Source organism: Micromonospora sp. S-DT3-3-22 (genome assembly GCF_015354745.1).
GTDB classification, from domain to species: domain Bacteria; phylum Actinomycetota; class Actinomycetes; order Mycobacteriales; family Micromonosporaceae; genus Micromonospora; species Micromonospora wenchangensis.
On sequence record NZ_JACGMO010000022.1, the window covers coordinates 26,021 to 52,832 of the forward strand.

General features: G+C 73.0%; 23 protein-coding genes and 1 pseudogene. 12 read left to right on the plus strand and 12 right to left on the minus strand.

Annotated elements, in window-relative coordinates:
* Positions 1-59: 59 nt before the first annotated feature.
* Together pgm and glgC are read right to left on the minus strand one after the other, a co-directional pair.
* A complete protein-coding gene (gene pgm, locus H1A17_RS09160) occupies positions 60-1,697 on the minus strand; it encodes a phosphoglucomutase (alpha-D-glucose-1,6-bisphosphate-dependent) (RefSeq protein ID WP_194821643.1) in 1,638 nt (545 codons plus the stop codon).
* A gap of 70 nt (positions 1,698-1,767) precedes the next feature.
* Positions 1,768-3,000 carry a glucose-1-phosphate adenylyltransferase gene (gene glgC, locus H1A17_RS09165; RefSeq protein ID WP_194821644.1) on the minus strand — a complete coding sequence of 411 codons (1,233 nt, stop codon included), beginning with the start codon at positions 2,998-3,000 and terminating at the stop codon, positions 1,768-1,770.
* 95 nt (positions 3,001-3,095) lie between these two features.
* Here glgC and glgA point away from each other — a divergent pair, with 95 nt between their 5' ends.
* Genes glgA through H1A17_RS09180 form a run of 3 tightly spaced genes read left to right on the plus strand, consistent with a single transcriptional unit; the run spans position 3,096 to position 4,872 of the window.
* The gene (gene glgA / locus H1A17_RS09170; protein WP_145918752.1) at positions 3,096-4,298 is read left to right on the plus strand and encodes a glycogen synthase; all 1,203 of its coding nucleotides are present in this window, start codon (positions 3,096-3,098) and stop codon (positions 4,296-4,298) included.
* Between the two features lie 44 nt (positions 4,299-4,342).
* Positions 4,343-4,618 (plus strand): type II toxin-antitoxin system Phd/YefM family antitoxin, encoded by a 276-nt coding sequence (locus H1A17_RS09175; RefSeq protein WP_145918751.1) that lies wholly within the window; start codon positions 4,343-4,345, stop codon positions 4,616-4,618.
* Positions 4,615-4,872, plus strand: coding sequence for a Txe/YoeB family addiction module toxin (locus H1A17_RS09180; RefSeq protein ID WP_145918750.1), 258 nt, complete (start codon positions 4,615-4,617; stop codon positions 4,870-4,872). The genes H1A17_RS09175 and H1A17_RS09180 overlap by 4 nt, the downstream gene beginning before the upstream one ends.
* Positions 4,873-4,881: 9 nt before the next feature.
* Here the strand turns inward: H1A17_RS09180 and H1A17_RS09185 are convergent, their stop codons facing one another.
* On the minus strand, positions 4,882-6,084 hold the full coding sequence (locus H1A17_RS09185) for a helix-turn-helix domain-containing protein (protein WP_194821645.1): 1,203 nt from the start codon (positions 6,082-6,084) through the stop codon (positions 4,882-4,884).
* A 16-nt stretch (positions 6,085-6,100) separates the two neighbouring features.
* A complete protein-coding gene (locus H1A17_RS09190) occupies positions 6,101-6,295 on the minus strand; it encodes a hypothetical protein (protein WP_194821646.1) in 195 nt (64 codons plus the stop codon).
* A gap of 210 nt (positions 6,296-6,505) precedes the next feature.
* On the opposite strand from H1A17_RS09190, the gene H1A17_RS09195 reads away from it, so the two are divergent.
* Positions 6,506-6,733 (plus strand): winged helix-turn-helix domain-containing protein, encoded by a 228-nt coding sequence (locus H1A17_RS09195; RefSeq protein WP_194821647.1) that lies wholly within the window; start codon positions 6,506-6,508, stop codon positions 6,731-6,733.
* A gap of 261 nt (positions 6,734-6,994) precedes the next feature.
* Here the strand turns inward: H1A17_RS09195 and H1A17_RS09200 are convergent, their stop codons facing one another.
* On the minus strand, positions 6,995-7,306 hold the full coding sequence (locus H1A17_RS09200) for a hypothetical protein (protein ID WP_145918746.1): 312 nt from the start codon (positions 7,304-7,306) through the stop codon (positions 6,995-6,997).
* A gap of 68 nt (positions 7,307-7,374) precedes the next feature.
* Positions 7,375-7,683: a hypothetical protein gene (locus H1A17_RS09205; RefSeq protein ID WP_194821648.1), complete on the minus strand. Its 309-nt coding sequence runs from the start codon at positions 7,681-7,683 to the stop codon at positions 7,375-7,377.
* Positions 7,684-7,843: 160 nt separating this feature from the next.
* On the opposite strand from H1A17_RS09205, the gene H1A17_RS09210 reads away from it, so the two are divergent.
* Both H1A17_RS09210 and glgB read left to right on the plus strand, forming a co-directional pair.
* Positions 7,844-10,015, plus strand: a complete 2,172-nt coding sequence (locus H1A17_RS09210) for a maltotransferase domain-containing protein (protein WP_309236741.1) — start codon at positions 7,844-7,846, stop codon at positions 10,013-10,015.
* Positions 10,003-12,105, plus strand: coding sequence for a 1,4-alpha-glucan branching protein GlgB (gene glgB, locus H1A17_RS09215; protein WP_194821649.1), 2,103 nt, complete (start codon positions 10,003-10,005; stop codon positions 12,103-12,105). The genes H1A17_RS09210 and glgB overlap by 13 nt, the downstream gene beginning before the upstream one ends.
* 30 nt (positions 12,106-12,135) lie before the next feature.
* Here the strand turns inward: glgB and H1A17_RS09220 are convergent, their stop codons facing one another.
* The gene (locus H1A17_RS09220) at positions 12,136-13,176 is read right to left on the minus strand and encodes an App1 family protein (RefSeq protein ID WP_145918743.1); all 1,041 of its coding nucleotides are present in this window, start codon (positions 13,174-13,176) and stop codon (positions 12,136-12,138) included.
* 148 nt (positions 13,177-13,324) lie between these two features.
* Here H1A17_RS09220 and H1A17_RS09225 point away from each other — a divergent pair, with 148 nt between their 5' ends.
* The 4 genes from H1A17_RS09225 to H1A17_RS09240 all read left to right on the plus strand — a co-directional run bounded on the left by H1A17_RS09225 (position 13,325) and on the right by H1A17_RS09240 (position 17,604).
* Complete coding sequence (locus tag H1A17_RS09225) at positions 13,325-14,953, plus strand: hypothetical protein (protein WP_194821650.1); 1,629 nt, start codon at positions 13,325-13,327, stop codon at positions 14,951-14,953.
* 22 nt (positions 14,954-14,975) lie between these two features.
* On the plus strand, positions 14,976-15,776 hold the full coding sequence (yaaA, locus tag H1A17_RS09230; protein WP_194821651.1) for a peroxide stress protein YaaA: 801 nt from the start codon (positions 14,976-14,978) through the stop codon (positions 15,774-15,776).
* A 97-nt stretch (positions 15,777-15,873) separates the two neighbouring features.
* A complete protein-coding gene (locus H1A17_RS09235; protein ID WP_145918740.1) occupies positions 15,874-16,539 on the plus strand; it encodes a hypothetical protein in 666 nt (221 codons plus the stop codon).
* 102 nt (positions 16,540-16,641) lie between these two features.
* Positions 16,642-17,604, plus strand: coding sequence for a TAXI family TRAP transporter solute-binding subunit (locus tag H1A17_RS09240; protein ID WP_370517029.1), 963 nt, complete (start codon positions 16,642-16,644; stop codon positions 17,602-17,604).
* Positions 17,605-17,809: 205 nt separating this feature from the next.
* On the opposite strand, the pseudogene H1A17_RS09245 reads toward H1A17_RS09240, so the two are convergent.
* The 5 genes and pseudogenes from H1A17_RS09245 to H1A17_RS09265 all read right to left on the minus strand — a co-directional run.
* Positions 17,810-19,183: pseudogene (locus tag H1A17_RS09245) on the minus strand (ATP-binding protein); the annotation flags it as partial.
* Between the two features lie 10 nt (positions 19,184-19,193).
* Positions 19,194-19,850 (minus strand): response regulator transcription factor, encoded by a 657-nt coding sequence (locus H1A17_RS09250; RefSeq protein WP_145918738.1) that lies wholly within the window; start codon positions 19,848-19,850, stop codon positions 19,194-19,196.
* A 170-nt stretch (positions 19,851-20,020) separates the two neighbouring features.
* Entirely contained in the window at positions 20,021-21,775 is a 1,755-nt protein-coding gene (locus H1A17_RS09255; protein ID WP_194821653.1) for a CDP-glycerol glycerophosphotransferase family protein, read from the minus strand.
* A 213-nt stretch (positions 21,776-21,988) separates the two neighbouring features.
* Entirely contained in the window at positions 21,989-24,085 is a 2,097-nt protein-coding gene (locus tag H1A17_RS09260; RefSeq protein WP_194821654.1) for a DUF6077 domain-containing protein, read from the minus strand.
* 167 nt (positions 24,086-24,252) lie between these two features.
* Positions 24,253-24,891, minus strand: coding sequence for a TetR/AcrR family transcriptional regulator (locus H1A17_RS09265; RefSeq protein ID WP_145918736.1), 639 nt, complete (start codon positions 24,889-24,891; stop codon positions 24,253-24,255).
* Between the two features lie 178 nt (positions 24,892-25,069).
* On the opposite strand from H1A17_RS09265, the gene H1A17_RS09270 reads away from it, so the two are divergent.
* Together H1A17_RS09270 and H1A17_RS09275 are read left to right on the plus strand one after the other, a co-directional pair.
* On the plus strand, positions 25,070-25,963 hold the full coding sequence (locus tag H1A17_RS09270; RefSeq protein WP_145918735.1) for an ABC transporter permease: 894 nt from the start codon (positions 25,070-25,072) through the stop codon (positions 25,961-25,963).
* Entirely contained in the window at positions 25,956-26,774 is an 819-nt protein-coding gene (locus H1A17_RS09275; protein WP_145918734.1) for an ABC transporter ATP-binding protein, read from the plus strand. Before H1A17_RS09270 ends, H1A17_RS09275 begins: the two co-directional genes overlap by 8 nt.
* Positions 26,775-26,812: the final 38 nt, after the last annotated feature.

Below are 26,812 nucleotides of genomic sequence, written 5' to 3' on the forward strand. Positions count from 1 at the left end.
GCGAGACACCCGTGCGCCCCGTCCGGTGACCGGACGGGGCGCACGGGCAGCCGGTGGAACTACCCCAGCACGGTGTCGACCAGGGTCTTCGCCTCCTGTTGGAGCTGGGCCAGGTGCTCGGGCCCCTGGAACGACTCGGCGTAGATCTTGTAGACGTCCTCGGTGCCGGACGGCCGGGCCGCGAACCAGCCCGACTCGGTGGTCACCTTCAGTCCACCGATGGAAGCCCCGTTGCCCGGGGCGCTGGTCAGGATGCCGGTGATCGGCTCGCCGGCCAGCTCGGTGGCGGTGACCTGCTCGGGGGAGAGCCGGCCGAGCACCGCCTTCTGCTCCCGGCTGGCCGGGGCGTCGATCCGGGCGTACGCGGGCGCGCCGAAGCGTTCGGTCAGGGTGGCGTAGTGCTCGCTCGGGGTCCGCCCGGTGGTGGCGATGATCTCGGCGGCGAGCAGGCAGAGCAGGATGCCGTCCTTGTCGGTGGTCCAGGTGCTGCCGTCGCGGCGCAGGAACGACGCCCCGGCGCTCTCCTCGCCGCCGAAGCCGACCGTGCCGTCGAGCAGCCCGGGGACGAACCACTTGAAGCCGACCGGCACCTCCAGCAGCGGCCGGCCCAGGTCGGCGGCGATCCGGTCGATCATCGAGGAGGAGACCAGCGTCTTGCCGACGGCCGCCGCCGGCCCCCACTGCGACCGGGTACGGAACAGGTGGCCGATCGCCACCGCCAGGTAGTGGTTGGGGTTCATCAGGCCCCCGTCGGGGGTGACGATGCCGTGCCGGTCGGCGTCGGCGTCGTTGCCGGTGGAGACCTGGAACCGGTCCCGGGCGGCGATCAGCGACGCCATCGCGTTGGGCGACGAGCAGTCCATCCGGATCTTGCCGTCGCCGTCGAGGGTCATGAACCGCCAGGTCGGGTCGACCAGCGGGTTGATCACGGTGAGGTCGAGCCGGTGCCGCTGCGCGATCTCACCCCAGTAGGCGACGCTGGCCCCGCCGAGCGGGTCGGCGCCGATCCGCACCCCGGCGTCGCGGATCGCGTCGATGTCGAGCACGGCCGGCAGGTCGTCGACGTAGTGGGCGAGGAAGTCGTACGTGCCCGTGGTGTCGGCGGCGCGCGCCCGCGCGTATGGGATGCGTCTGACCTCCTTGAGCCCGGCGGCCAGGATCGCGTTCGCCCGGCCCTGGATCCACTTCGTGACGTCGGTGTCGGCGGGCCCGCCGTTGGTCGGGTTGTACTTGAAGCCGCCGTCGTCGGGCGGGTTGTGCGAGGGGGTGATCACGATGCCGTCGGCGAGCCCGTCGGTGCGCCCCCGGTTGTGGGTGAGGATCGCGTGCGACAGCGCCGGGGTGGGGGTGTAGCCGTCCCGGCTGTCCCGCAGCACGGTCACCCCGTTGGCGGCGAGCACCTCCAGCGCGTCGGCCTCGGCGGGGGCGGACAGCGCGTGGGTGTCCCGGGCCAGGAAGAGCGGCCCCGTCAGGCCCTGTTCCCGGCGGTAGTCGCAGAGCGCCTGGGTGACCGCGAGGATGTGGTCGGAGTTGAACGCGTTGCGCAGCGAGGACCCCCGGTGGCCGGAGGTGCCGAAGGAGACCTGCTGCGCCGGGTCGTCCGGGTCCGGGTGCTCGGCGTAGTAGGCGGTCACCAGCCGGGGCACGTCGACCAGGTCGGCGGGCTCGGCGGGCTGTCCGGCACGGGGGTGGGCCACTGCGGAAACCTCCTCGGGTGGTACGGGCGGGTGCGGTGTCTTCCCGGCGGCGACCGGGTCACACCCCGGCTCAGGGCTCGACGCGCTGACCCTTGCCGATGACGACGATGCCGTTGTCGGAGACGGTGTAGCGCTGCCGGTCCTTCTCCAGGTCGACGCCGATCTCGGCGCCCTCGGGCACGAAGACGTTCTTGTCGAGGATGGCGTTGCGGACCACCGCGTGCCGGCCCACCTCGACGCCCTCCATCAGCACCGCGCCGTCGACCTGCGCCCAGGAGTGCACCTTGACCTTGGGCGAGACCACCGAGTTCTCCACCAGCGAACCCGAGATCACCGCGCCGGGCGAGATCATCGAGCCGACCGCCCGGCCGACCCGCTCGCCCCACTGGTGGACGAACTTCGCCGGCGGGTACGGCGGCTGGTCGGTGTAGATCGGCCAGTCGAAGTTGTAGAGGTTGAACACCGGGTGCACGTTGATCAGATCCATGTGCGCGTCGTAGAACGAGTCGAGCGTCCCCACGTCCCGCCAGTAGCCCCGGTCCCGGTCGGTGCTGCCGGGCACCTCGTTGTCCTTGAAGTCGTAGACGTTGGCCTCGCCCCGCTCGACCAGCATCGGGATGATGCTGCCGCCCATGTCGTGCTTGCTGGTCTTGTCGGCCGCGTCCCGCTCGACGACCTCGCAGAGCGCCCGGGTGGAGAAGACGTAGTTGCCCATCGAGGCGTAGATCTGGTCGGGGGCGTCGGGCAGGCCGACGGCGTCGGTGGGCTTCTCCCGGAAGGACCTGATCCGCTTGCCGTCCGGGCCGACCTCGATCACGCCGAACTGGTCGGCCATCGACAGCGGCTGCCGGATGCCGGCCACGGTCACCGCGGCGCCGGAGGCGATGTGGTCGTCGACCATCTGCCGGGGGTCCATCCGGTAGATGTGGTCGGCACCGAAGACGATCACGTAGTCCGGCTGCTCGTCGTTGATCAGGTTGAAGCTCTGGTAGATCGCGTCGGCGGACCCGGCGAACCACCACGGGCCCCGGCGCTGCTGGGCCGGCACCGGCGTGACGTAGTTGCCGAGCAGGGTCGACATCCGCCAGGTCTTGGTGATGTGCCGGTCCAACGAGTGGGACTTGTACTGGGTCAGCACGACGATCTTGAGAAAGCCGGCGTTCGCCAGATTGGACAGGACGAAATCGACCATGCGGTACATCCCGCCGAACGGGACGGCCGGCTTGGCCCGGTCCGCGGTGAGCGGCATCAGGCGCTTGCCCTCTCCGCCGGCCAGGACGATCGCGAGCACCTTGGCAGCCATGACCAGACGCTATCCATACCGCTGCGACTTCACCACTCGTACGGGCACAGTTCCGCGAGCGGTGCGCGGCCGGATTCTGCACTAGGGTGCCGGGCATGACCGACTCCGCCCCGCTGCGCGTGGACCTGCTGACCCGCGAGTACCCGCCGGAGGTCTACGGCGGGGCCGGGGTGCACGTCGAGTACCTGGCCCGGGAGCTGCGCCGGCTCGCCGACGTCCGGGTGCACTGCTTCGGCGCGGCGCGCGACGAGCCGGGTGTCACCGCGTACCCCGAGCCGGCCGGCCTGGGCGGCGCGAACGCCGCGCTGCGCACGATGGGCGTCGACCTGGCGATGGCCGCCGGGTGCGCCGGCACCGACGTGGTGCACAGCCACACCTGGTACGCCAACCTGGCCGGGCACACCGCCAAGCTGCTGTACGGGGTGCCGCACGTGGTGACCGCGCACAGCCTGGAGCCGCTGCGCCCGTGGAAGGCCGAACAGCTCGGCGGCGGCTACGCGCTCTCCTCCTGGTGCGAGCGGACGGCCATGGAGTCCGCCGACGCGATCGTCGCGGTCAGCGCGGGGATGCGGCGCGACGTGCTGACCGCCTACCCGGCGGTGAACCCGGACCGGGTCCGGGTGGTCTACAACGGCATCGACACCGCGCAGTACGCCCCGGACCACGGCACCGACGTGCTGGACCGGCTCGGCATCGACCCGGCCCGCCCCAGCGTGGTCTACGTCGGGCGGATCACCCGGCAGAAGGGCCTGCCCTACCTGCTGCGCGCCGCCCGGGAGCTGCCCGCCGACACCCAGCTCGTGCTGCTCGCCGGGGCCCCGGACACCCCGGAGATCGCCGCCGAGGTGGAGGGCCTGGTCACCGAGCTGCGGGCCAACCGGTCCGGGGTGGTCTGGGTGGCCGAGATGCTGCCCAAGCCCGAGGTGATCCAGGTGCTCACCCACGCCACGCTCTTCGTCTGCCCCTCGGTCTACGAGCCGATGGGCATCGTCAACCTGGAGGCGATGGCCTGCGAGACGGCGGTGGTGGCGACGGCCACCGGCGGCATCCCCGAGGTGGTCGCCGACGGCGAGACCGGCCTGCTGGTGCCGATCGAGCAGGCCGGCGACGGCAGCGGCACCCCGCTGGACCCGGACCGGTTCGTCGCCGACCTCGGCAAGACGATCAACGAGCTGCTGGCCGACCCGCAGCGCACCGAGGCGTTCGGTCTCGCCGGTCGGCGGCGGGCCGTGGAGCACTTCTCCTGGGACGCCATCGCCGCCCAGACGGTGGAGCTGTACCGCTCGCTGCGGGCCTAGGGAGAGGTCCGGTACAGTTTTCTGTACCTACCTCGGAGGTGATCATGCGGACCGTCAACTTCACCCAGCTACGGCAGAACCTGGCCGCCGAACTCGACAGCGTCATCAACGACGCGGAGGAAGTGGTGGTGACCCGGTCGGGTCACGAGCCGGTGGTCATCGTGCCGCTGGCGGAGTACGAGTCGATGAAGGAGACCGAGTACCTGCTGCGCAGTCCGGGCAACGCCGCAGCCCTGCGCAGATCGATCGCGGAGCTCGAAGAGGGTGACGCCACCGAGCGGGAACTGGTTGACCCGACGACCGTACGGGACGTCGCGTGAGGCTGGTCTTCACCGCGACGGCGTGGAACCAGTACCTCAGCCACACGGATCGCAAGCTGGTCAAACGCATCAACGATCTCATCGCGGACGTCATGCGCAACGAGTACGAGGGCATCGGCAAGCCGGAGCCCCTCCGGGGTGAGCTCTCCGGCTTCTGGTCCCGCCGGATCGATCGCGAACACCGGCTGGTGTACCGGGTCACCAAGGACGACGTCGAGATCATTGCCTGCCGATACCACTACGGCGACAGGTAGCCACCAGGCTCAGGTGACGTGGAGGGTGGCGGCGAGGCGGGTCAGCGCGGGCGGGGCGGCGGCGGAGCGGGCCACTGCGGCGACCAGGGGGCGTACCGCCGGGCGGTCGTGCACCTCGCTGCGGGCGGTGCGCTCCGCCTCCAGCACCGCCCGGCCGGCGCGGAGCAGGTTGCCACCGAGCACGTAGGCACGGGCGGCGTCGAGCAGGTGCGCGGCCCGGTGCTCAGGGGGTAGCCATCCCCATCCGTCGCCGGCCACCAGCCGCTCGTGGCGTACCGTCGCCGCCGTGACCTCGCCGAGGGCGGCCTCGGCGACCACCCGCGCGGCCTCGACCGCCGCGCCGCCGCCCTCGGCCCCGGCATCACGGGCGGCCCGGCCGGCCCGGCCGAGCAGATCCCGGGCGGCCCGGCCGTCACCCCGCCCGGCGGCGGCCAGGCCGGCCTGGAGCAGCAGCGTGGCGAGCAGCGCCGGGTCGGCCGACTGGTTGTTACCGGTCGTCGACGAGGTCGCCCGTGGCGTGCCCGGGGAACACACCGGCAGGAGGCGGTGGGCGGCGACGGCGGCGGCCTCCATCGCGGCCCGCCGCCGGCCGCCGTGGCGCAGCGCCTGGGCCAACGGCACCGTGGCGGCGGCGGCCACCCACGGGTCCTTCGTGACCTGCGCGGCGGCCACCGCCCGGTCGGCGGCCAGCCAGGCAACCTCCGGCCGGTCGACCTTGAGCAGCACCAGCGCGACCAGGCCGTACGCCCGTGCCAGCAGGCCGTCGGTCGCCCGGCCGGGCTGGATGGCGCGCGCCGCGCGGACGGCGTCGACCAGGCCGGGCAGCAGGACGAGCAGTTCCGGGTACCGGGCGTGCCGGTAGCTCTGCTCCGCGTGGGCCAGGCGGGTGCGTAACTCCGCGATGTCGGGCGGCCGGGCCGGCGTCTCGACGTGGTAGCGGGCCAGCGCGGCCAACACCGCGTCGACACCGGTGGTGGCGGCTTCCGGTCGCGCCGACTCCCCCGCCGACCCGGCGAGCAGCACCTCCAGATCGATGCGGAGCGTTTCGGCGACCATCCGGAGGTTGGACACCTGCTCCAGCCGGCGTACCCCGCGCTCGACCTTGTCCACCCAGCTCTTCGACTTGCCGAGATGGTCGGCGAACTGCTGTTGCGTCATGTTGCGCCGCACCCGCCACTGGGCGACCCGGCGGCCCACCGGCAGCTCGTTCACCGCCGGCCCGTCCCGCTCACCGGAAGACCCCCACCACGAGCAGAACGAGTACGCACACCGCGACCGCCACGCCGTAGGCGAACTGCCGCCGACGCAGCGCCCGACGCGGCCGGACCGGCACGGCCACCCGGTCGCCGTCCGGCAGCGGAGCAGGACCACCCGGAACGTGGTACGCGGTCCAGGGCGGTCGGTCAACGGATCGTTCTCGCATCGAAACTCCTTAGGAGCAGGGGTAGCCGGATGCCGGGCAAGCCGATCGATCAGCAGTAGTCATCGGCCTTGCCCGGCAGCGGGCGCACCGTCGCCGAACGGAGAGCGCCACAGCCATCACGCTAAGTCTCATTGGTACCAAAGTCAACGAAGAGGTTGAACAGGGTGAGGTGGCGTGGTCGAATCGGGCTGCCGAACGGAGACAAGATCCATGACCATCCCGATGGGCTATCGGAAGATAGCCGCCGACCTACATGCCCGCATCCAGCAGGGTGAATACCCACCGGAGAGTCGACTGCCCACCTATGCCGAGTTGGCCCAGCTCTACTCGGCGAGCATCTCGACCGTTCAGCGAGCGGTGATGCTTCTGCAAGCCCAAGGGATCATCGTCGGCGTCCAAGGGGCCGGCCTGTATGTCGCCGAAGCTCCACCCACCTGAGTCATTGAGGCGGGGACTGCGATGCCGGCCTGCACTCGCGTCACCCCGCCGGGGGACCAGGCCCAGAAAAGCCGTATGCCTGTCAGGCAGAGAAATGCCTGACAGGCATACGGGCCTCCGACAGGGGTGCCGCCACACGGAGACGGGTCCATGACCATCGGCGACGGGCGACCGGAAGCTGGCCGCCGGCCGGCACGCACAGCACGGCGACGCCGGAGGAGAGCTACCGGAAGAACGAACGGCTGCGCGCAGCGGGGAAGGCTACGAGCAGGGCCGGACCCAGGCGGTGCTGACCCAGCCGTTGGTGTCGCCGCTGTCGTTCCACAGCGAGACGTGGTAGCGGCCGTTGGCCTCCTGCGCCGCGAACATGCGGGTGTTGTAGCCGACCGAGTGCGGCCACTTCGTGGTCGACGAGGTGCTGTCCACGAACACGGACAGGCTGACGGCGGTGGAGCACTTGCTGTACTGGTAGTAGGCCGCCTGCGCGGCACCGCCGGTCGCCACGGCCGCGCCGAGGCTGGTCAGGGCGGTCGCCGTCAGGAGGGCGAGCGCGCGCTTGCTGGTCGTACTCACGGGGTACCTCCGCGTCGTCGGGTGTGGTGCGTGGTCGGCGTCGCCGCCGGTGCCGTACGGCGGCCGGTTCAGCAGGCGCGGACCCAGGCGGTGCTGACCCAACCGTTGGTGTCACCCGAGGTGTCCCAGAGCGAGACGTGGTAGCGGCCGTTGGCCTCCTGTGCCGCGTACATGACGTTGTTCCAGCCGATCGAGTGCGGCCACCGCGTGGTCGACGAGGTGCTGTCGACGAAGAAGGAGAGCGAGACCGCGGTGGAGCACTTGCGGTACTGGTAGTAGCCGGCCTGGGCGGCGGTGCCGGGCACCGTGGCCGCGACGAGGCCGGCGATCGCGGTGCCTGCCACGAGGGCCGCCGCGCGGGATTTGAGCCGATTCATCCTACCTCCAGATCGCGATCTGTCGATTGACCCGACCGACCGTACACACAAGGTGATCTATCGGCAACGCCACGTGTCCGGACCTGGGCGGGGACGCCGGGGCGGGGCGAAGGGGACGCTTGGTTGAGCGCGAGGGGATCTCGCACAGTAGGTTGATCGGGTGAGCGGACGGTTCCCGATCGAAGACGTCTCCCCCGTCGTCGCCTGCGGTCGCTACCCGGCCAAGGCGGTGGTCGACGAGCTGGTGCCGGTGTCGGCCCGCGCCTACCGGGAGGGGCACGACGCGCTCGGCTGCAACGTGGCCTGGCACGGCCCCGACGGTGTGGCCCGCCCGTTCACCCGGATGCGGCCGGGCGAGCCGGGGCAGGACCGCTGGCACGCCACCATCCGGCCGGACGCCGTCGGCGAGTGGTCGTTCACCGTCGAGGCGTTCCAGGACCCGTACCTGACCTGGCACAACGCGGTGACCAAGAAGATCGCCGCCGGGCAGGGCGCGGCCGAGCTGGCCAACGACCTGGCCGAGGGCGTGCGGGTGCTCACCACCGCCCTGGACCTCGTGCCGACCGACGCGGCCGGGCAGGTCACGGCGGCGGTGAAGGCGCTGGGCGACGAGCGGGCCGACCTGGCCCGCCGGGTCGCCCCGGCGCTCGACCTGGCCGACCTGCTCTGGGCGTACCCGGTGCGGGAGCTGGTCACCACCGGCACGGCGCACCGGCTCTGGGTGGACCGTCCCCGGGCGCTCTTCTCCGCCTGGTACGAGTTCTTCCCCCGTTCCGAGGGGGCGATCCCGGCCACCGTCGACTCCCCGGCCCGCTCGGGCACCTTCGTCACCGCGATGGACCGGTTGCCCGGGGTCGCGGCGATGGGCTTCGACGTGCTCTACCTGCCGCCGATCCACCCGATCGGCCGGGTCAACCGCAAGGGCCGCAACAACGCGCTCACCGCCGGCCCGGACGACGTCGGCTCGCCGTGGGCGATCGGCGCGGCCGAGGGCGGACACGACGCCATCCACCCCGACCTGGGTACGCCGGCCGACTTCCGCGACTTCGTCGCCGCCGCCGCCGAGCAGGGCCTGGAGGTGGCGATGGACCTGGCGTTGCAGTGCGCCCCCGACCACCCCTGGGTGACCGAGCACCCGGAGTGGTTCACCACCCGCGCCGACGGCAGCATCGCGTACGCGGAGAACCCGCCGAAGAAGTACCAGGACATCTACCCGGTCAACTTCGACAACGACCCCGAGGGCATCCGGGCCGAGGTGCTGCGGGTGGTCCGGCACTGGATCGGCGAGGGCATCAGGATCTTCCGGGTGGACAACCCGCACACCAAACCGTTCGACTTCTGGCACTGGCTGATCGCCGAGGTCAAGCGGACCGACCCGGACGTGCTGTTCCTGGCCGAGGCGTTCACCCGGCCGGCGATCATGCACGGGCTGGGCAAGATCGGCTTCACCCAGTCGTACACCTACTTCACCTGGCGCACGACGGCCGCGCAGATGCGGGAGTACTGCGAGGAACTGGTCGCCTCGGTCGACTGGATGCGGCCCAACTTCTGGCCCAACACGCCGGACATCCTGCACGAGTCCCTGCAACACGGGGGGCCGCCGATGTTCAAGATCCGGGCGGTGCTGGCCGCCCTGCTCAGCCCGTCGTGGGGCATCTACGCCGGCTACGAGCTGTTCGAGCACGTCGCCCGGCCCGGCGCGGAGGAATACCTCGACAACGAGAAGTACGAGCTGCGCCCCCGGGACTGGGCCGGCGCGCAGGCGCACGGCCGCTCGCTCGCCCCGTTCGTCGCCACCCTCAACCGGGTCCGCCGCGAGCACCCGGCCCTGCACCGGCTGCGCAACCTGGTCTTCCACGACATCGACAACCCGGCGCTGCTGTGCTGGTCCAAGCGCGACCCGGACACCGGCGACACGGTCATCGTGGTCTGCTCGTTCGACTCGCACACCGTGCAGTGGGGCAACACCACGCTGGACATGCCGGCGCTCGGCTTCGACTGGCACGAACGGTTCACCGTGCACGACGAGCTGACCGGGGCCGGCTACGAGTGGGGCCAGCGCAACGCGGTCCGGCTCGACCCGTACCTGCAACCAGCGCACGTGCTGACCGTCCGCCGCCCGGCCCCGCCCGCCCCGGCCGACACCCCGGCCACACCGCCCGAGGCCGGGCCGGACGACGCGGACTCCCCCGCCGGCACCGCCCCGCCCGGGCTGACCGTGGCGCAGGTGCCCACCGAACTGTCCGGGGGCACCGCGCCGACCGCGCCCGCCACCGACCCGACCGACGGCACCACCCCGACCGCCTCGAAGGACGACCGATGGACCAGCTGATCGCCGGCGCGACGCACGACCCGCACGCCCTGCTCGGCGCGCACCCCGCCGACGGGTGGACCACGATCCGCACCATGCGGCGGGGCGCCGGGGACGTGGCGCTGCTCGTCGGCGACGACCGGCACCCGATGAAGCGGGTGCACGACGTCGGCGTCTTCGAGGCCCGCGTCGAGGGCAGCGTGCTCGACTACCGGGTCGACGTCGACGGGTGGGTCACCGACGACCCGTACCGCCACCCGCCGACCCTCGGCGAGCTGGACCTGCACCTGATCGGCGAGGGCCGGCACGAACGGCTCTGGGAGGCGCTCGGCGCGCGGGTCCGCGACGGCGGCGTCGCCTTCGCGGTGTGGGCCCCGAACGCCCGTGGGGTACGCGTCGTCGGCGACTTCACCGGCTGGGGTCCCGACGACGGCTGGCCGATGCGCAGCCTCGGGTCCAGCGGCGTGTGGGAGATCTTCGTGCCCGGCGCGCCGGAGGGGGCCCGCTACAAGTACCGCGTCCTCGGTGCCGACGGGCGGTGGCGGGACAAGGCCGACCCGCTGGCCGCGTACGCGGAGGTGCCGCCGGCCACCGCCTCGGTGGTGCACCGGTCCCGCTACGAGTGGACCGACGCGCAGTGGCTGGAGCAGCGGGCCCGCCGGCAGCCGCACCGGGAACCGATGAGCGTGTACGAGGTGCACCTCGGCTCGTGGCGGCCCGGCCTCGGCTACCGGGACCTGGCCGAACAGCTCACCGCGTACGTCACCGAGATGGGCTTCACGCACGTGGAGTTCCTGCCGGTGATGGAGCACCCGTTCGGCGGTTCCTGGGGCTACCAGGTCACCGGCTACTTCGCACCCACCTCCCGGTTCGGCGACCCGGACGACTTCCGCTACCTGGTCGACCGGCTGCACGCCGCCGGCATCGGGGTGCTGCTGGACTGGGTGCCCGCGCACTTCCCCAAGGACGAGTGGGCCCTCGCACGCTTCGACGGCACCCCGCTCTACGAGCACCCCGACCCGCGACGCGGCGAACACCCCGACTGGGGCACGTACGTCTTCGACTTCGGCCGCCGCGAGGTGCGCAACTTCCTGGTCGCCAACGCCCTCTACTGGTGCGACGAGTTCCACGTCGACGGCCTGCGGGTCGACGCGGTCGCCTCGATGCTCTACCTGGACTACTCCCGCCCCGAGGGGCAGTGGCTGCCCAACCGGCACGGCGGCCGGGAGAACCTGGAGGCGATCGCCTTCATGCAGGAGGTCAACGCCACCGTCTACAAGCACCACGCCGGGGTGGTGATGATCGCCGAGGAGTCCACCGCCTGGCCCGGGGTGACCCGGCCCACCAGCGACGGCGGGCTCGGCTTCGGCTTCAAGTGGAACATGGGCTGGATGCACGACACCCTGCTCTACACCGCGAAGGACCCGATCTACCGGCAGCACCACCACCATCAGCTCACCTTCTCCCTGGCGTACGCCTGGAGCGAGAACTACGTGCTGCCGATCAGCCACGACGAGGTGGTGCACGGCAAGGGGTCGCTGGCCGGCAAGATGCCCGGCGACACCTGGCAGCGGCTGGCCAACGTACGGGCGCTGCTGGCGTACATGTGGGCGCACCCGGGCAAGCAGCTGCTCTTCATGGGCTGCGAGCTGGGCGACGACCGGGAGTGGAGCGAGGAACGGGGCCTGGACTGGTATCTCCTGCACGATCCGGCGCGGGCCGGGGTGCAGCGGCTGGTCGCCGACCTCAACGCCGCCTACCGGGACACCCCGGCGCTGTGGGCGCAGGACACCGACCCGGCCGGGTTCCGCTGGATCGCCGGGGACGACGTCGCCAACAACACCGTCTCGTTCGTCCGGATCGCCCCGGACGGCGCGACCCTGGTCTGCGTGGCGAACTTCTCCGCCGGCCCGTTGGAGGACTACCGGGTCGGCCTGCCGGCCGCCGGCACCTGGACCGAGGTGATCAACACCGACGCCCACCACTACGGCGGCTCCGGGGTGGGCAACCTCGGCGCGGTGCACGCCCAGGACGTCCCCTGGCACGGCCTGCCCGCCTCGGTGGCGCTGCGGGTCCCCCCACTCGGCGTGCTCTGGCTCCGCCGCGACTGACCCGTCCGCACGGGACGCCGGTCGGGCAGCTCAGACCAGGCCGGCGTCGCGGAGCAGCTTCCACAGGCCCGCCCCGTCGGGGGCGGAGAGCCACTTCTGCCCGACCGGCCCCGCCGACGACGGCCGGTCGTTCGGCACGGGCAGGCTACCGGCGAGCACCGACTGGGTCGGGGAGAGCCGGCGGATCGCCACCCCGGCGACGTTCTCCGGGTGGGCGGCGGCGAACTCGCGGTAGATCTCCTGGTCGTGCTGCCCGTCGTCGCCGATCAGCAGCCACCGGACGTCGGGGAACTCGGTGGCGAGCCGGGCCAGGGTGGCCCGCTTGTGCTCCCGGCCGCTGCGGAACCAGCGGTCGGCCGTCGGCCCCCAGTCGGTGAGCAGCAGCGGGCCGGCCGGGTAGAGGTGCCGGGACAGGAACCGGGTCAACGTCGGCGCGACGTTCCACGCGCCGGTGGACAGGTAGAACACCGGGCTGCCCGGGTGGGCGGTGACCAGGCGTTCGTAGAGCACCGCCATGCCGGGCACGGCCGTGCGGGCGTGCTCGTCGAGGACGAACGTGTTCCACGCGGCCAGCATGGGTCGGGGCAGCGCGGTCACCATGACCGTGTCGTCGATGTCGGAGAGGATGCCGAGGCGCACCTCCGGGTCGATGACCCGGACCAGCGCCTCGACCGGTTCGGCGTCGGCGACCCGCAGCCGCACCGACGCCCAGCCGGGGGTGAAGTCGGCCTTGACCACGGTGTCGACGAAACCGCTGCGGTCGGCGTGGGCGGTGTGCACGCCGTCGCCGGCCTCGATGGTGACCTCGACGTGCTTGGCGGGCAGGGTGGCGAAGCTGCGCCAGCCGCGGACCTTCTCCAGCCGGCCCTGCCGCCGGTCGGGGCGGCTGAGCAGCACCCGGCACAGCACCCGGGCCCAGCCGGGCGCGCCGTAACCGGCGTACGCGACGATGTTGGGCTGCCACCCGGTGCGCCGCAGCCGGCGCTCCACCAGTTGGTGCAGGGCGTCCTCGATCCGCGCGGCCCGGTGCAGGGTGGGTACGGCCAGCTGGCCTGCGGTGGTGGATGGCACGCTGCAACCCTGCCACAGGTGTCCGGCAGCGGCCAGGCGAGCGCCCAGGTAGCCGGCCTGCGACGCCGGGCCGCAGCCCGCCTGGCCCGATCGGCCCCGACGCGGCCGGTGGGCGTGACACACTCCGGTCGGGACGACGACGGGGGCGTTGGTCGTGTCGACACCTGTTCCGCCCGACCGCGCACGGCTGGACCGTCCGGCGCTGGTCGCGCTGCTGCTCGGGGTGGCCGGGGTGGGGTACCGGCTGGCCCTGACCCTGCTGACGGTGCCCGCCGCGAACAGCGACGAGGCGACGTTCGGGCTGGCCGCGCTGCACATCGCCGCCGGCCGGGAGCACCCGGTGTTCCTGTACGGGCAGCACTACATGGGCATGGTCGAGTCCTACCTGGCGGCGCCGTTGGTGGCGCTGGCCGGGCCGTCCTGGCCGGTGCTGCGGTTGCCGCTGGTCGCGTTGTACGCGGTCTTCCTCTGGTTGTCCCACCGGCTGACCCGGCGGCTCTACCGGCCGTGGTTCGCCACCTTCGTCGTCGGGCTGCTGGTGCTCGGCACCGAACGGGTGGTGCGTGACCAGCTCACGGTGGTGGGCGGGCGGCCCGAGGGGAAGCCGGTGGTGCTGGCGATCCTGCTGGTCGCCGTGGGTCTGGCCGGGCGGCGGGGCCGGTGGCGGCGGCCCGGGTGGCGGCGGGCGGCGACGGGACTGGCCGGGGTGCTCGCCGGGGCGGCGTTCTGGTCGGACTGGCTGCTCGCCCCCTACCTGGCGGTCGCCGGCCTGCTGCTGCTCTATGTGCTGCGTCGGGAGCTGTGGGGCTGGTCGGGGCTGCTGCTGGTGGCCGGGGTCGCGGTCGGGGTGGCCCCGCTGGCCTGGGACAACCTGGTCGCCCCGCCGGGGGCGGACTCGCTGTCGGTGCTGCGTCAGCTCAGCGCCGGCACCGGTCCGACGCCGCCGTGGGCGGACCGGGTGCGGGGCGGGCTGCTGGAGGGGGTGCCGCTGGCGACCGGCCTCTGCCCGGTCACCGGCTGCGCCCGCTGGCAGGAGTGGTTCGGGGTGCTCTACCCGGTGCTGCTGGTCGCCGCCGCCGGGCTCGCCCTGGCCGGCCACCGCCGGGCCGTGGGCCGGCCGGCGGCCGTGCGGGTCCGACCGCTCGCCCAGCTCACCCTGGTCGCCGGTGCCGCGCTGACCCTGCTGGCGTACGTCCGCAGCCCGCTCGCCGCGACCGACCCGCTGGCCAACGCCCGCTACCTGTCGGTGGTGCAGATCTCCCTGCCGGCGGTGCTCTGGCCGCTCTGGCTGGCGGCGGTGGCCTGTTGGCGGGGCAGCGTCGGGGTGGTCGGCCGGCTGGTCGGGGCTAGCGCCACCGCCGTGCTGGCCGGGTTGACCACCACCGCCGTGGTGGCGACGGGCCTGTTCCTGGCCTCGCTGGACGCGCCCCGGGCCGACCAGCGGCGGGCCCGGGACCTGGCCGACGCGGTGCGGCGTACCGGGCTGCGGGAGGTCTACGGCGACTACTGGACCTGCAACCGGTTGACCTTCGACACGGGTGAGCGGGTGGTCTGCGCGGTGCTCGACGGGCGGCTCACCCCGGGGCAGAACCGGTACCCGCCGTACTGGCGGCGGGTGGAACGGGCGGCGCGACCCGGGTACGTGCTGCCGGTCGGTTCCCCGGCGGAACGCCGGCTGCGTCACCTGCTCGGGGACGGGGCCGACAGCGCCCGGCTGGTCGAGGTCGCCGGCTATCGCGTGTACCACCCGCCGAGCGCCGTCCGGCCGTGGCGCTGACCTCGGCCCGTACGCTTTGCCGGTGCTCATCCTGCTGCCGCCCTCCGAGGGCAAGGCCGACGCCGGCACCGGTCGTCGGCTCGACCTGACCCGGCTTTCCCTGCCCGAGCTGACCCCGGCCCGCGAGGAGGTGCTGGGCGCGTTGATGACGCTCAGCGCCACCGGCCGGTCCGAAGCCGCCGCGGACGCCGCCCTGGCCGCCCTCGGGTTGACCGCCGGTCAGCGGGGCGAGCTGGCCCGCAACGCCCGGCTGGACCGGGCCGCCACCGCACCCGCCGGGCAGGTCTACACCGGGGTGCTCTACGAGGCGCTCGGCCTGGCCACCCTGCCGCCCGGGGCGCTGCGGACGGCCCGCCGCGCCGTGCTGGTCAGCTCGGGCCTGTGGGGCGCGGTCCGGCTCGCCGACCGGATTCCGCCGTACCGGTGCCCGATCGGGGCGCGGTTGCCGGGGGTGGGGGCGCTGTCGGCGTACTGGCGGCGGGTGCTGTCGCCGGTGCTGACGGCGGCGGCCGGCGGCGGCCCGGTGCTGGACCTGCGCTCTTCCGCCTACGCGGCGACCTGGACGCCGCCGGCGGAGCTGGCCGGGCGGACGGTCACCGTGCGGGTGCTGCACGAGCGCCGGCCGGGGGAACGCACCGTGGTCAGTCACTTCAACAAGGCGACCAAGGGGCGGCTGGTCCGTGACCTGCTGCTGGCCGGGGCCCGACCGCGGACCGCGACCGCGTTGATCGGCGCGTTGCGTGACCTGAAGTATCCGGTCGAGGAGCAGCCGGTGACGGCGGGCCGGCCCCGGCAGATCGACGTGGTGGTGACCGAACTCTAGGAACGCAAGATTTCCTCAAATCCGGTGCCGATGGCTGGAGGCGGGCCGACCGGCAGGCGACCGTTAGGGGGATCCGACGTCGAGAAGGAGCGGTCCGATGACCTCCGAAGCCCGCCTGCTCGACCGGCCACGCCTCCCGTCGTCCCCGCCCCCGCTGGACTGGCTGACCCTGGCCGACGCGTTCGAGGTGGCCTGCCTGGTGCGCTGCACACCGACGCCGACGGCCCGCCCGCACGCCACCACGCCACCGCAGCGGGGCGCGGTGGAGTTCAACCGGGAGGACGCCGCGCTGCGGATGCGGCAACTGCTCGCCCGGCTCGACGTGCCCGTCGAGCACGAGGTGGTCACCGGCGGCCTGCGCCGCCGCTACGAGCTGCACCGGTTGCACGTGCCGGCAGGTCACCGCACCGGGTTCACCCGGTTGCGGGAGACGGGGTGGCGGCAGGGGCGTCGGGAACTGCTCGGGCCGGCCGTCGGCTCCTCCACCCCCCGGGCCGCCTGGCGGACCCGGCTCGCCTCGGCCGCCTGGCGTTCGGCCCTGCTGGCCGGTGGCCGGCACGTCCGGCGGCACATCCTCGGCATCCGGCTGGCCGACCGGGAACTGGCCGCCGTGCTGATCCGGTCGGCGGCGCTGCTGGAGGTGCCGGCGCTGCTGCGGCCGGGGGCCGGCTGCCTGGTGGTGAGCGTCGCGGACGGACCGGACCGGCTACGGATCATGGAGCGGGCCGCACTGGCGCCCGCCCGGGTCCCCACCCTGGTCTGAGAACGGCCACCGGCCACCACACCACACCCTGACCCGGGGCTCAGGCCGGTCACCGGCGGCCCGAGCTTGCGCCGGAGCCGGTGACGGCGCAGAGTGCACCGCGTGAGCCGTAGCCGGACCGGGCGCGGCCGGCGGTCCGCCTCCGCCGGCGGGGCGCTGCTGATGCTGCTGGTCGTGGTGCTCGGCGGGCTGGCTGCCTGCCAGGACTCCCCCGACGAGCCGATCCCGATCCGGATCGCCACCGGCAGCCCGACCGCCGTCTACCACGCCTTCGGCCAGTCGCTGGCCACCGTGCTCAACCGCGAGCTGCCCGGCGTCCGGGCCAGCGTGGTGGTCACCGCCGCCTCCGCCCAGAACGTCCGGCTGGTCGGCTCCGGCGCCGCCGAACTGGGCTTCACCCAGGCCGACGTGCTCGACACCAGCCCGACCAGCCCGCCGAAGGTGCTCGCCGTGGCCCGCGTCTACGACGACCTGCTGCACCTGGTCACCACGGCCGGCGGCCCGATCCGCGACCTCGCGGACCTGCGCGGGCGACGGGTCTCGGTGGGCGCGTCCGGCTCCGGCACCGAGGTCACCGTGACCCGGCTGCTGGAGGTGGCCCGGCTCGGCGGGAACCAGATCCGGCAGGAACACCTCGGGCTGGACGACTCGGTGGCGGCACTGCGCGCCGGCAGGATCGACGCCTTCTTCTTCTCCGGCGGCCTGCCGGTACGCGGGGTGAAGGCGCTGGCCGACGCCACCTCGATCCGGCTGGTGAACCTCGGCGAGTGGACCGAGCCGCTGCGCCGCGCCTACCGGGAGGTGTACGTCTCCCGGGACATCCCCCGCTCGGTGTACGGGGTGGACCCGGTCACCACCGTCGCCAACCCCAACTACCTGATCGTCCGGGCCGACCTGCCCGAGCCCCTGGTACGCGAGGTGACCCGGCTGCTGATGGAACGCCGGTCGGAACTGGCCGCCGCCCATCCGGCGGCCGGCCGGATGAGTCCCCGCTCGGCGATCGCCACCACACCGCTGCCGCTGCACCCGGGCGCGGCCGACTGGTACCGCTCCGCCAAACCCTGACCGCTCACCCCGGCCCGGACGCTTCCGGTCCGGACGCTTCACGCGCCGCCGACCGGTCGCCGGTGGGCGGCACCGGCCCCTCCGGCGGGACGGTACCGGCCGGCGGAACCGGACCGGCGGGCGTCGCCGGCCCGTCCGGCGGGACGGTACCGGTAGGCGGTGCAGGGGCGGCGGGCAGGGCCGGGGTCGTGGGGTCCGCAGCCGGATCGGGGTCGGCCGGGGCCGGGAACCACAGCTCGGCGACCAGGCCCCGAGGCTGTCCCGGGTGCATGGTGAGCCGGCCGTCGGAGGCGTCCACCAGCACCGCCACGATGGTCAGGCCGAGGCCGGCACCCTCGATGTTCTGCGCGTCCGAGGCCCGCCAGAACCGCTCGGTGGCCTGGTCGAGCTGGTCCGGGGTCATTCCCGGGCCGGTGTCGCGCACCTCCAGCGCGGTGCCCCCGTCGGCGTACCGGACCGCCACGGTCACCTCACCGCCGTCGCCGCTGAACTTGATCGCGTTGTCGATCAGCGCGTCCAACGCCTGGTCGACGGCGGTCGGCACGGTCCGCGCGTAGGCCGGGCCGGAGGCTGCCAGGCGCAACGTGACCGACCGGTGCCGGGCCAACGGCTCCCACGCGGCGACCCGGGACGCGGCCACCGCCGCCGCGTCCACGGTGACCCGTTCGTTCTGCTCCCGCTCGGCACGGGCCAGGGTGAGCAGCCCGTCGAGGACCAGCGCCAACCGGTCGGTCTCCTCCAGGGCGAGCCGGTGCTCGGCCCGGCCGTCCTGGTCGACCACGCTCGGCCCCAGCTCCTCCACCCGCAGCCGCAGCGCGGTCAGCGGATTACGCAGCTGGTGACTGGCGTGCGCGACGAAGGCCCGCTGCCGGTCCATCACGTCGGCGACCACCGCCGCCATGTGGTTGAAGCTGGCCGCCAGCCGACGCAGCTCCGGCGGGCCCCACCGGTCCTGCACCCGGGCGCCCCGGTCCCCCTCGGCGATCTCGTGGGTCACCGCGTCCAGCTCGGTCACCGGGCGCAACACCCAACCGGCCAGCCCGAACGCGGTGGAGACGCAGGCCAGCACGGCAAGCAGACCGATACCGGCGAGCAGCAGCCACCACGCGGTGACCGTGCGGCGCACCTTCGCCACCGGCGTGGCGGTGACCACCGCGCCGAGCACCTCACCGCCGTCGTTGATCGGCACCGCCACCACCAGCGGGCCGTCCACCCACGGCCAGACCGAGTCCGGCCCGTTGAACTGCTGCCCGGCCAGGGCGGTGTCCAGCGCCGCCCGGGTGTCCCGGCCGGTACGCCAACTCGTCGACACCACCAGCGCCCGGCCGTCCCGGTCGACGACGGCGGCCCCGATGCCGTAGAGCTGGTCGTAGCTGACGAGTTCGCCGGTCAGCGGCCCGGCCCCGCCGCCGCGCAGCGCCGGCCCGGCCAGCGAGGCGAACCGGGTCGCGTCGGCGAGCCGGTCGGCGCGGACCCGGTCGGTCTCCCGGGACGCCAGGGTCGCCGCGAGCGGCGTCTCCAACGCCAGCAGCACCAGCACCATCAGCAGCAGGTAGCTGATCACCAGTCGACGCCGCACCGGCTGCCCCTCACTCGCCCCGGAGCCGGTAGCCGACCCCGCGTACGGTCTCCACCAGGCGGGGGTCGCCGAGCTTGCCGCGCAGCGAACCGACGTGCACCTCGACGGTGTGCCGGTCGGCCCAGGTGGTGCCCCAGACGTCGAGCAGGATGCGGTCCCGGGGCACCGCCGTGCCGGGCTGACGGGCCAGCGAGAGCAGGATGTCGAACTCCTTACGGGTCAACGCCACCGGCTGACCGGCGACGGCGACCGTCCGGGCGGACACGTCGATGCGGACCGGACCGACCTCGATCAGGTCCCGGGCCGGTGCGGCGTGCGCCGCACGCCGCAGCACCGCCTCGATCCGGGCCTGCAACTCCACCATCGAGAACGGCTTCACCACGTAGTCGTCGGCACCGAGCCGCAGCCCGAGCACCCGGTCGCGTTCCTCGCCCCGGGCGGTGACCGCGATGATGCCGAGCTGGCTGCTGCGCCGCCGCAACTCCCGGCACACCTCCGTGCCGTCCCCGTCGGGCAGGGTGAGGTCGAGCAGGACCAGGTCGCAGGGGGCCGCGGAGAGGGCGGCGGCGACGGTGGCCGCGTGCTCGACCTCGTACCCGCGTCGGGTCAACGCCGAGGCGAGGGCGGCGGCCACCCGTCGGTCGTCCTCGACCAGCAGGATGCGCACCGGTGACCCCCATTCGTCGTACGGATGACGAGCGAATGGTGGCAGAAGCGCCGGCGTGGGGGAAACGGTGGGCGACCCCGCACCGGTCACCGGCGTGCCGCCGCCACCACCCGGGGAAACGACGCGGGACCCGGGGCGGACGCCCGCCCCGGGTCCCGCAGCCGGGGCGGTCAGCGGCAGAGCCGGCCGATCTCCTCCTGGAACCGGTCCATCGGGTTGGCCTCGGCCGGGCCGAGCAGGTAGGTCTTCAGCTCCCGCCGGGCGTCGGTCATCGGGTCGTCGCCGGCCCGGGTCACCGCGACGATCTTCTCCAGCTCGCCGCAGTCCCGGGAGAGCAGGTACGCCCCCCGGGAGGTGGGGAACTCGCGCCGGAACTCGTCCTCCGGCAGCCCGCTCGGGTTGGCCACCACGTACGGCCGCTGGCTCTGCACGAAGTCGGAGACCACGCTGGAGATGTCGCTGATCAGCAGGTCGGTCTGGTTGAAGCAGTCGAACAGGGCGGGGACCCGGCCGGTGACCACCCGGTGCCCGGGGCCGTCCAGCGAAGCGGAGTCCGGGTCACCGCCGGCGGCCCGGATCAGCGACACCAGCCGCTCGTGCACCGCCCTGGCCTCCTTGGACCGGGAGCCGGTCAGCGGGTGCGGCTTGTAGACCAGCCGGACCTGCGGCGAGGCGAGCACCCCCCGGACGATCCGCTCCCCCATCAGCACCAGCGAGGTGTGGTAGGGGTCGTCGTCGAGCCAGCCCTCCCAGGTGGGGGCGTACAGGACGGTGAACGGCCGGTCCGGGGCGGTCCCGCCGAACGTGTGCACCCCGGCGAGCTGCGGCCGGCCGATCTCCACGATGTCCTCGTCGCGGACGCCGACCGCGGCCCGCGCGTACCGCTCCCGGCCGGCCAGGCCGGCGACCCACACCTCGTCGTACACCTTGCTGTACGGGTTGACGCTGGCCTGCTTGTCGCTGTCACCGTGGCCGACGAACACGTGCTTCATGCCGGGCTCGCGCAGCATGTGGATGTTCGCGCCGACGTTGGCCGCGTAGAGGGCGGCCCGCACCGTGCCCAGTTCGAGGTTCATGAAGTCCGGACCGGTCGGCACGCAGATCACCGGCAGCCGGGTGTCGGCCAGCTCGAAGAACGCCTCCCTGCTGCGCATCAGCACGACGGCCCGCTGGTTGAGCGCCTCGGTCGGGGCCAGCCACATGTTCGCCTGGTAGACGTCCTTGGCCGGGCCGGCGAAGTAGAGCGCGACCTCGGGGCGGTAGCCGTCGATCCAGCGCTGGAGCACCGGCAGCACCGGGCTCTTGCCGGTGCCCCGCCCGCGCAGCCAGGTCACCGCGACCACCGCGCCGATCAGCGCGGCCAGCCCGGCGGCCAGCCCGGCGACCGCCAGGACGGGGACGGCGTCGGCGCGGACCGCCGCGACCACGGCGGCCGGGATCAGCAGCACGTTGAGCACCGCGAGCTGGACGCCGGCGAGGTTGGCGATCCACTCCGGCGGGCGGGGCGCCGAGCGGATCGGGCCCAGCTCGATGTTGCGGACCAGTGCGGAGACCGGGTTCCGCCGGTCGATCATGGTGTTCAGGGCGCCCGCGAAGACGGCGGTCACCCAGACCGCCGCCGGCAGCACCAGTAGCCAGGTCAACTCGACCCCGGTGAGCGGGACCGTGGCGGCGACCAGCAGCACGCTGGCCAGGTCGCGGCTGAGCTGCCGGTAGCCCCGGTTGAGGCCGACCTTCTCCAGCAGCGTCTCCGAGGGGGGCGACCAGCGGGTGACGGCGAACTCGCCGACGACGGCGGCCAGCCCGGCCACGGCGAACAGGACCACCCATCCGAAGCCGCCCGCGACGAGCATGACCAGGTAGGACAGCACCAGCAGCGCGCCTCGGGCGGCGGTGCCGGTGCGTTCCAGTAACGAGCCGAACAAGGGGGACGCTCCCTACGAGATCGATGACGGGCGGGGCCCGGCGGTCGACGGCCTCGTCGTACGACGGGCGTGACCGCAGCACCGCGACCGACCGGGCCGGCCTGCGGGTGACTGCGACTTTAACGCGAGAGGACGTCCCGGTGTCGCTCGGGTATCCAGGTCCATTTCGGTCAGACGAGACGATACCTGGCGGCCGCACGGGACGCCCGCCGCTCAGCCCGCCCGGCCGTAGCAGGTCGTCGCGCCCGGTCCACGCCGCGAGGCGAACTCGGTGAAGCCCAGCTCGACCGCTGTCTCCCGGGCGTACCGGTTGCCGTTGTAGACGCAGATGGTGCCCACGCCGAGCCGCTCGACGGCGGCGGCGACCTGCGCCCGGTCGGGTTTCTCCCGCCCGTCGGCGAAATGGGCCAGCAGCAGCCGGTCCTTGGCGAAATCGGAGTTCAGGTCGTACTCGACCAGGTAGAAGTCGCGGGGCAGGACGACCCGGACCCGGCTGGTGACGATCAGTGAGGTTCGCATGATCGTCGAGGGGGCGAGGACGAGTCCGTCCGGCCGGTCCTGTCCGGCGATCCAGAACGCGATCTCCTGCCGCTGCTGGGGCAGCTTCCAGGTGGGGCGGGTGTGCGTCTCCACCCAGCTGTCCGGCGACCACATGGGGGTGGCCCAGACGGCGAACGAGGTGACCATCGCGGCGGCGACCAGCCCGCCGACCGCGCCGCGCAGCAGCCGCGACGGCGACGGGACGCTCACCGTGCAGAGCAGGCCGATCAGCGTCGGCAGGGCGAGCAGCCACGGCACCCGCCAGAGCACGACGGAGATGCCGGTCAGCGCGCCGAGCGTCTCCAGCACGCCGGGCACCAGCAGCACGCTCATCACCAGGGCGGCACCGGCGGCCAGCAGCGCCGGGGTGCGCCGGCGGGCCAGCAGCGGACCGCACCACAGCGCCAGGCCGCTGATCACCCCGACGATCCCGACCAGCAGCGTGCGCCGGTAGGTGTACTCGGCGTCGAAGAAGGCGTCGTCCGCGCCGGCGGCGTCCATGCCGCCCAGCACGAGGCGGGACACCACGATCGCCCCCACCGGGTACGCCACTGCGGCGAGCCCGCCGATCACCGCGTCCTTCCATCGGCCGACCAGCATCATCGCCAGTCCGGCCGCGCCGACCAGCATCGGCAGGATGATCGCCGAGGTGGTGGTGAGGCCGGCGGCGGTGACCGAGAGGGCGAAGACGAGCAGCAGCGAACGGCGGGACCGGGTGTCGAACCACTCGGTGAGGTAGAGCCACATCAGCGGGATGACCGCCGAGACGAACATCCCCTTGCCCTCGTAGAGGCGGGGCAGGTGGAAGGTGCCGAGCGCGGCGTCCGAGCCGGCCACCAGGTAGAGGTAGGTCACCGCGACGCTGAACGCGAGCACCGGCCGACGCGGGGCCCACCGGTGGGTGAGCCGCCACAGCGCCAGCACGGCCAGCACCGCCATCACCGGCAGCGCGAGGTACCAGGTGGCGGACGCGCCGTGGATGCCGAGCACGTGCGCGAGCGCGCCGTCGAACACCTCGATCGACGGGGTGGGGGGCAGGGAGCCCATCGCCGGGGCGACGTTCTCGGTGAACAGGAAGTCGTTGGTGGGCACCAGGTCGCGCTCGGCCACCCAGACCGTCTTGCCGACGTAGTAGACGTCGTCCGGGGTGTTGCGGGCCAGGTAGAGCGAGGAGATCGCCACCCCGACCGAGATCAGCAGCGCGTACCCGGCCTGCAGGGCGGTGGGGGCGGGTGGCGCGGGTGGGTCCGCGTCGTCGGCCCGCCACGCCCGCCGGGTGAGCAGCATGACGCCGATGCCCGCGACCGCGCCGGCGGCGGCGGGGACCCACCAGGACAGCACGTCGCCGGCCGGGGTGCCGGCGAGTCCGGCGGTGACGGCGGCGACCACCCCGGCGGCGACCACGGGCAGCAGGAAGCGGCGCGGCTGGCCCGTCCCGCCCGCCGGGACGGGGTCGGCGGCCGGTGCGGGGGTCACGGCGGGGACGCGGGTCCGCCGCAGGGCGCGTACCCCGACCACGGCGGCGATGACGACGCAGCCGACGAGCCAGGTCAGGAAGGTCACCGACGGGCGTAGCCCGAACAGGAAGGACGCGTGGTAGAGCACCGTCCACAGCGCGAAGCCCAGCACCCCGGCGTCGGTGATGACGGCCGGGGCGGCGGCGAGCGCCGACCGCAGCCGGTGCGCGGGCTGCGGTCGTCCGGCGGCCGGCCCGGCGGGGGGTGGTGCGACGGGCGGGGGCGCGACGGCAACGGGGTCGGCGTTCGGCACGGGTCGTCCTTGTCGTCGTACGGGCACGGTACGCGAGAGTCGTACGGCCGGCGGGTGGTGGATGGTCGCCCGGCTCCGGTCCGCAAAGCAGGGTAACCGCAACCACCTCCCGCCGATGGCCGGTGGGCGGCGTGGCGGTGTCCCGGAGGTGGCCGGGCGGGGGTCGGTCAACCGGACACCGGTGCCTCCCGCTGGCGGGGCACCGTGCCGTTCGCGGTCAGCCCGGTCGCCACCGACTCCACCAGCAGATCCAGGTAGGTCGGGGTGAGCGGGGTCCGCGCGATGGCCAGCCGCCAGTACAGCGGGCCGACGATCAGGTCGACGGCCGCGTCGGCGTCGGTGTCGGCGGGTAGTTCGCCGCGTTGCACCGCCAGGCCGATCAACCGGCCGCCGATCTCCTGCTGCTTGGCGCGCAGCAGCTGCTGGAGGGTCTCGTCGATGGTCGGGTTGCGGGCCGCCTCGGCGAGCAGGTCGGGGATGATCTGCGAGGCCAGTGGGTGGCTGAGCGCGTGGGCGATCACCTGGAACAGCAGCGTCAGGTCACCGCGCAGGCTGCCGGTGTCCAGCGCCGGCAGTTTGTTGCCGGCGGCGGCCACCACGGTCTCGATCACCAGGTCGAGTTTCGAGTTCCACCGCCGGTAGATCGCGGTCTTGCTCACCCCGGCCCGGCGGGCCACCGCCTCGATGGAGAGCCGCCCGTATCCGACCGCGGCGAGTTCCTGCATCAGGGCGCGGCGGATGGCTCTGGTGATGTCGCCCCTCAGCACTGCGGCGCCGGCCGGCGTACGCCTCTTGTCGCTGGTCATCGGGGACTCTTCGCACCTGTCACGGGGGCCAATGTAGCGCAACGACGGTACGGTTGCGTCCCGACGTGTTTTGGACTACCGTCCACGCAGCGACGAGGCTGCCCCGGCACCGCGCCGACCCACGGATCCCCTTCGTCGCGCGCATCCCGTTGGTACGAAAGATCGGAGCGCCCTTCCCATGGCCACCACCGCGCTGGTCGACCCCGAAACGGGCCTGACCCAGGCGCAGCTGGCCGCTCGGCACGGACTAAGGGTCGCCGGTGAGCGCCCGTCCCTGACCGAGTACAGCCGCAGACTGTGGGCCTACCGGCACTTCACCGCCGCGTACGCCAACGCTAAACTGGTCGCTTCGTACAGCAACGCCAAGCTGGGCCAGATCTGGCAGGTGCTCACCCCGCTGACCAACGCCGCCGTCTACTACCTGATCTTCGGCGTGGTGCTCGGGCAGAACACCATCCCGAACTTCATCGCGTACCTGACCACCGGGTTGTTCATCTTCAACTTCACCCAGAGCGCGGTGCTGGCCGGCACCCAGTCGATCAGCGGCAACCTGGGGCTGATCCGGGCGCTGCACTTCCCCCGGGCCTGCCTGCCGCTGGCCGCCACGCTCACCCAGTTCCAGCAGCTGCTGGCCTCGATGATCGTGCTGGTCGGCATCGTCCTGGTGACCGGCGAGCCGATCACCCTGGCCTGGCTGATGCTGCCCCCGGCGCTGCTGCTCCAGGCGCTGTTCAACGCCGGGGTCGTGATGGTGGTCGCCCGGATGGGCTCCAAGGCCAGCGACCTCAAGCAGGTCATGCCGTTCATCCTGCGCACCTGGATGTACGGCTCCGGCGTGCTCTACAGCGTCAAGCTGTTCGACCGGCTGCCCGACTGGGCCTCGACGATCATCCAGTTCAACCCGATCCTGGTCTACATCGAGCTGGCCCGGTACGCCCTGCTGGAGCAGGCGCCGCTGCTCAACGAGTCGGTGACCCAACTCTGGCTGGTGGCGGTCGGCTGGGCGGTGCTGGGTGGCATCGCCGGGTACGTCTACTTCTGGCGCGGCGAACAGGAGTACGGCCGTGGATGACCGGTACGAGACGTCCAACGACGTCACCGTGACCCTGCCCCGGATCGTCGAGCGGATCCCCACCGTGGTGGTCGACGACGCGCACGTGATCTACCGGGTGCACAAGGGCGCCGGGGGCGGGAGCACCCCGGTGGCCGCGCTACGCCGGCTGGTCAAGCGCTCCTCCGCGCCCAACATCCAGGAGGTGCACGCGGTCAAGGGGGTGTCCTTCACCGCCTACCGGGGTGAGGCGATCGGCCTGATCGGCAGCAACGGCTCCGGCAAGTCGACCCTGCTGCGGACCATCGCGGGGCTGCTCCCGGTCAACCGGGGCGCGGTCTACACCCAGGGCCAGCCCTCCCTGCTCGGGGTGAACGCCGCCCTGCTCAACGACCTGTCGGGCGAGCGGAACGTCACGCTGGGCTGCCTGGCGATGGGCATGCAGCCCGACGACGTGGCCCGGATGACCCCGGAGATCATCGAGTTCTCCGGCATCAACCAGCGCGGCGACTTCGCCAGCCTGCCGATGCGGACGTACTCCTCGGGCATGGCGGCCCGGCTGCGGTTCTCCATCGCCGCCGCCAAGAAGCACGACGTGCTGCTGATCGACGAGGCGCTCGCCACCGGCGACAAGGGTTTCCGCAAGCGCAGCGAGCAGCGGGTGCGGGAACTGCGCGAGGGGGCCGGCACGGTCTTCCTGGTCAGCCACCAGCTCTCCTCGGTGCGGGACACCTGCGAACGGACGATCTGGTTGGAGTCGGGGCTGATCCGGATGGACGGGCCCACCGACGAGGTGATCCGGGCGTACGAGGCATTCGCCAACGGCAAGTAGTATTCCGGGCGCGCGTACCGCATCGATTCGACGCCCGG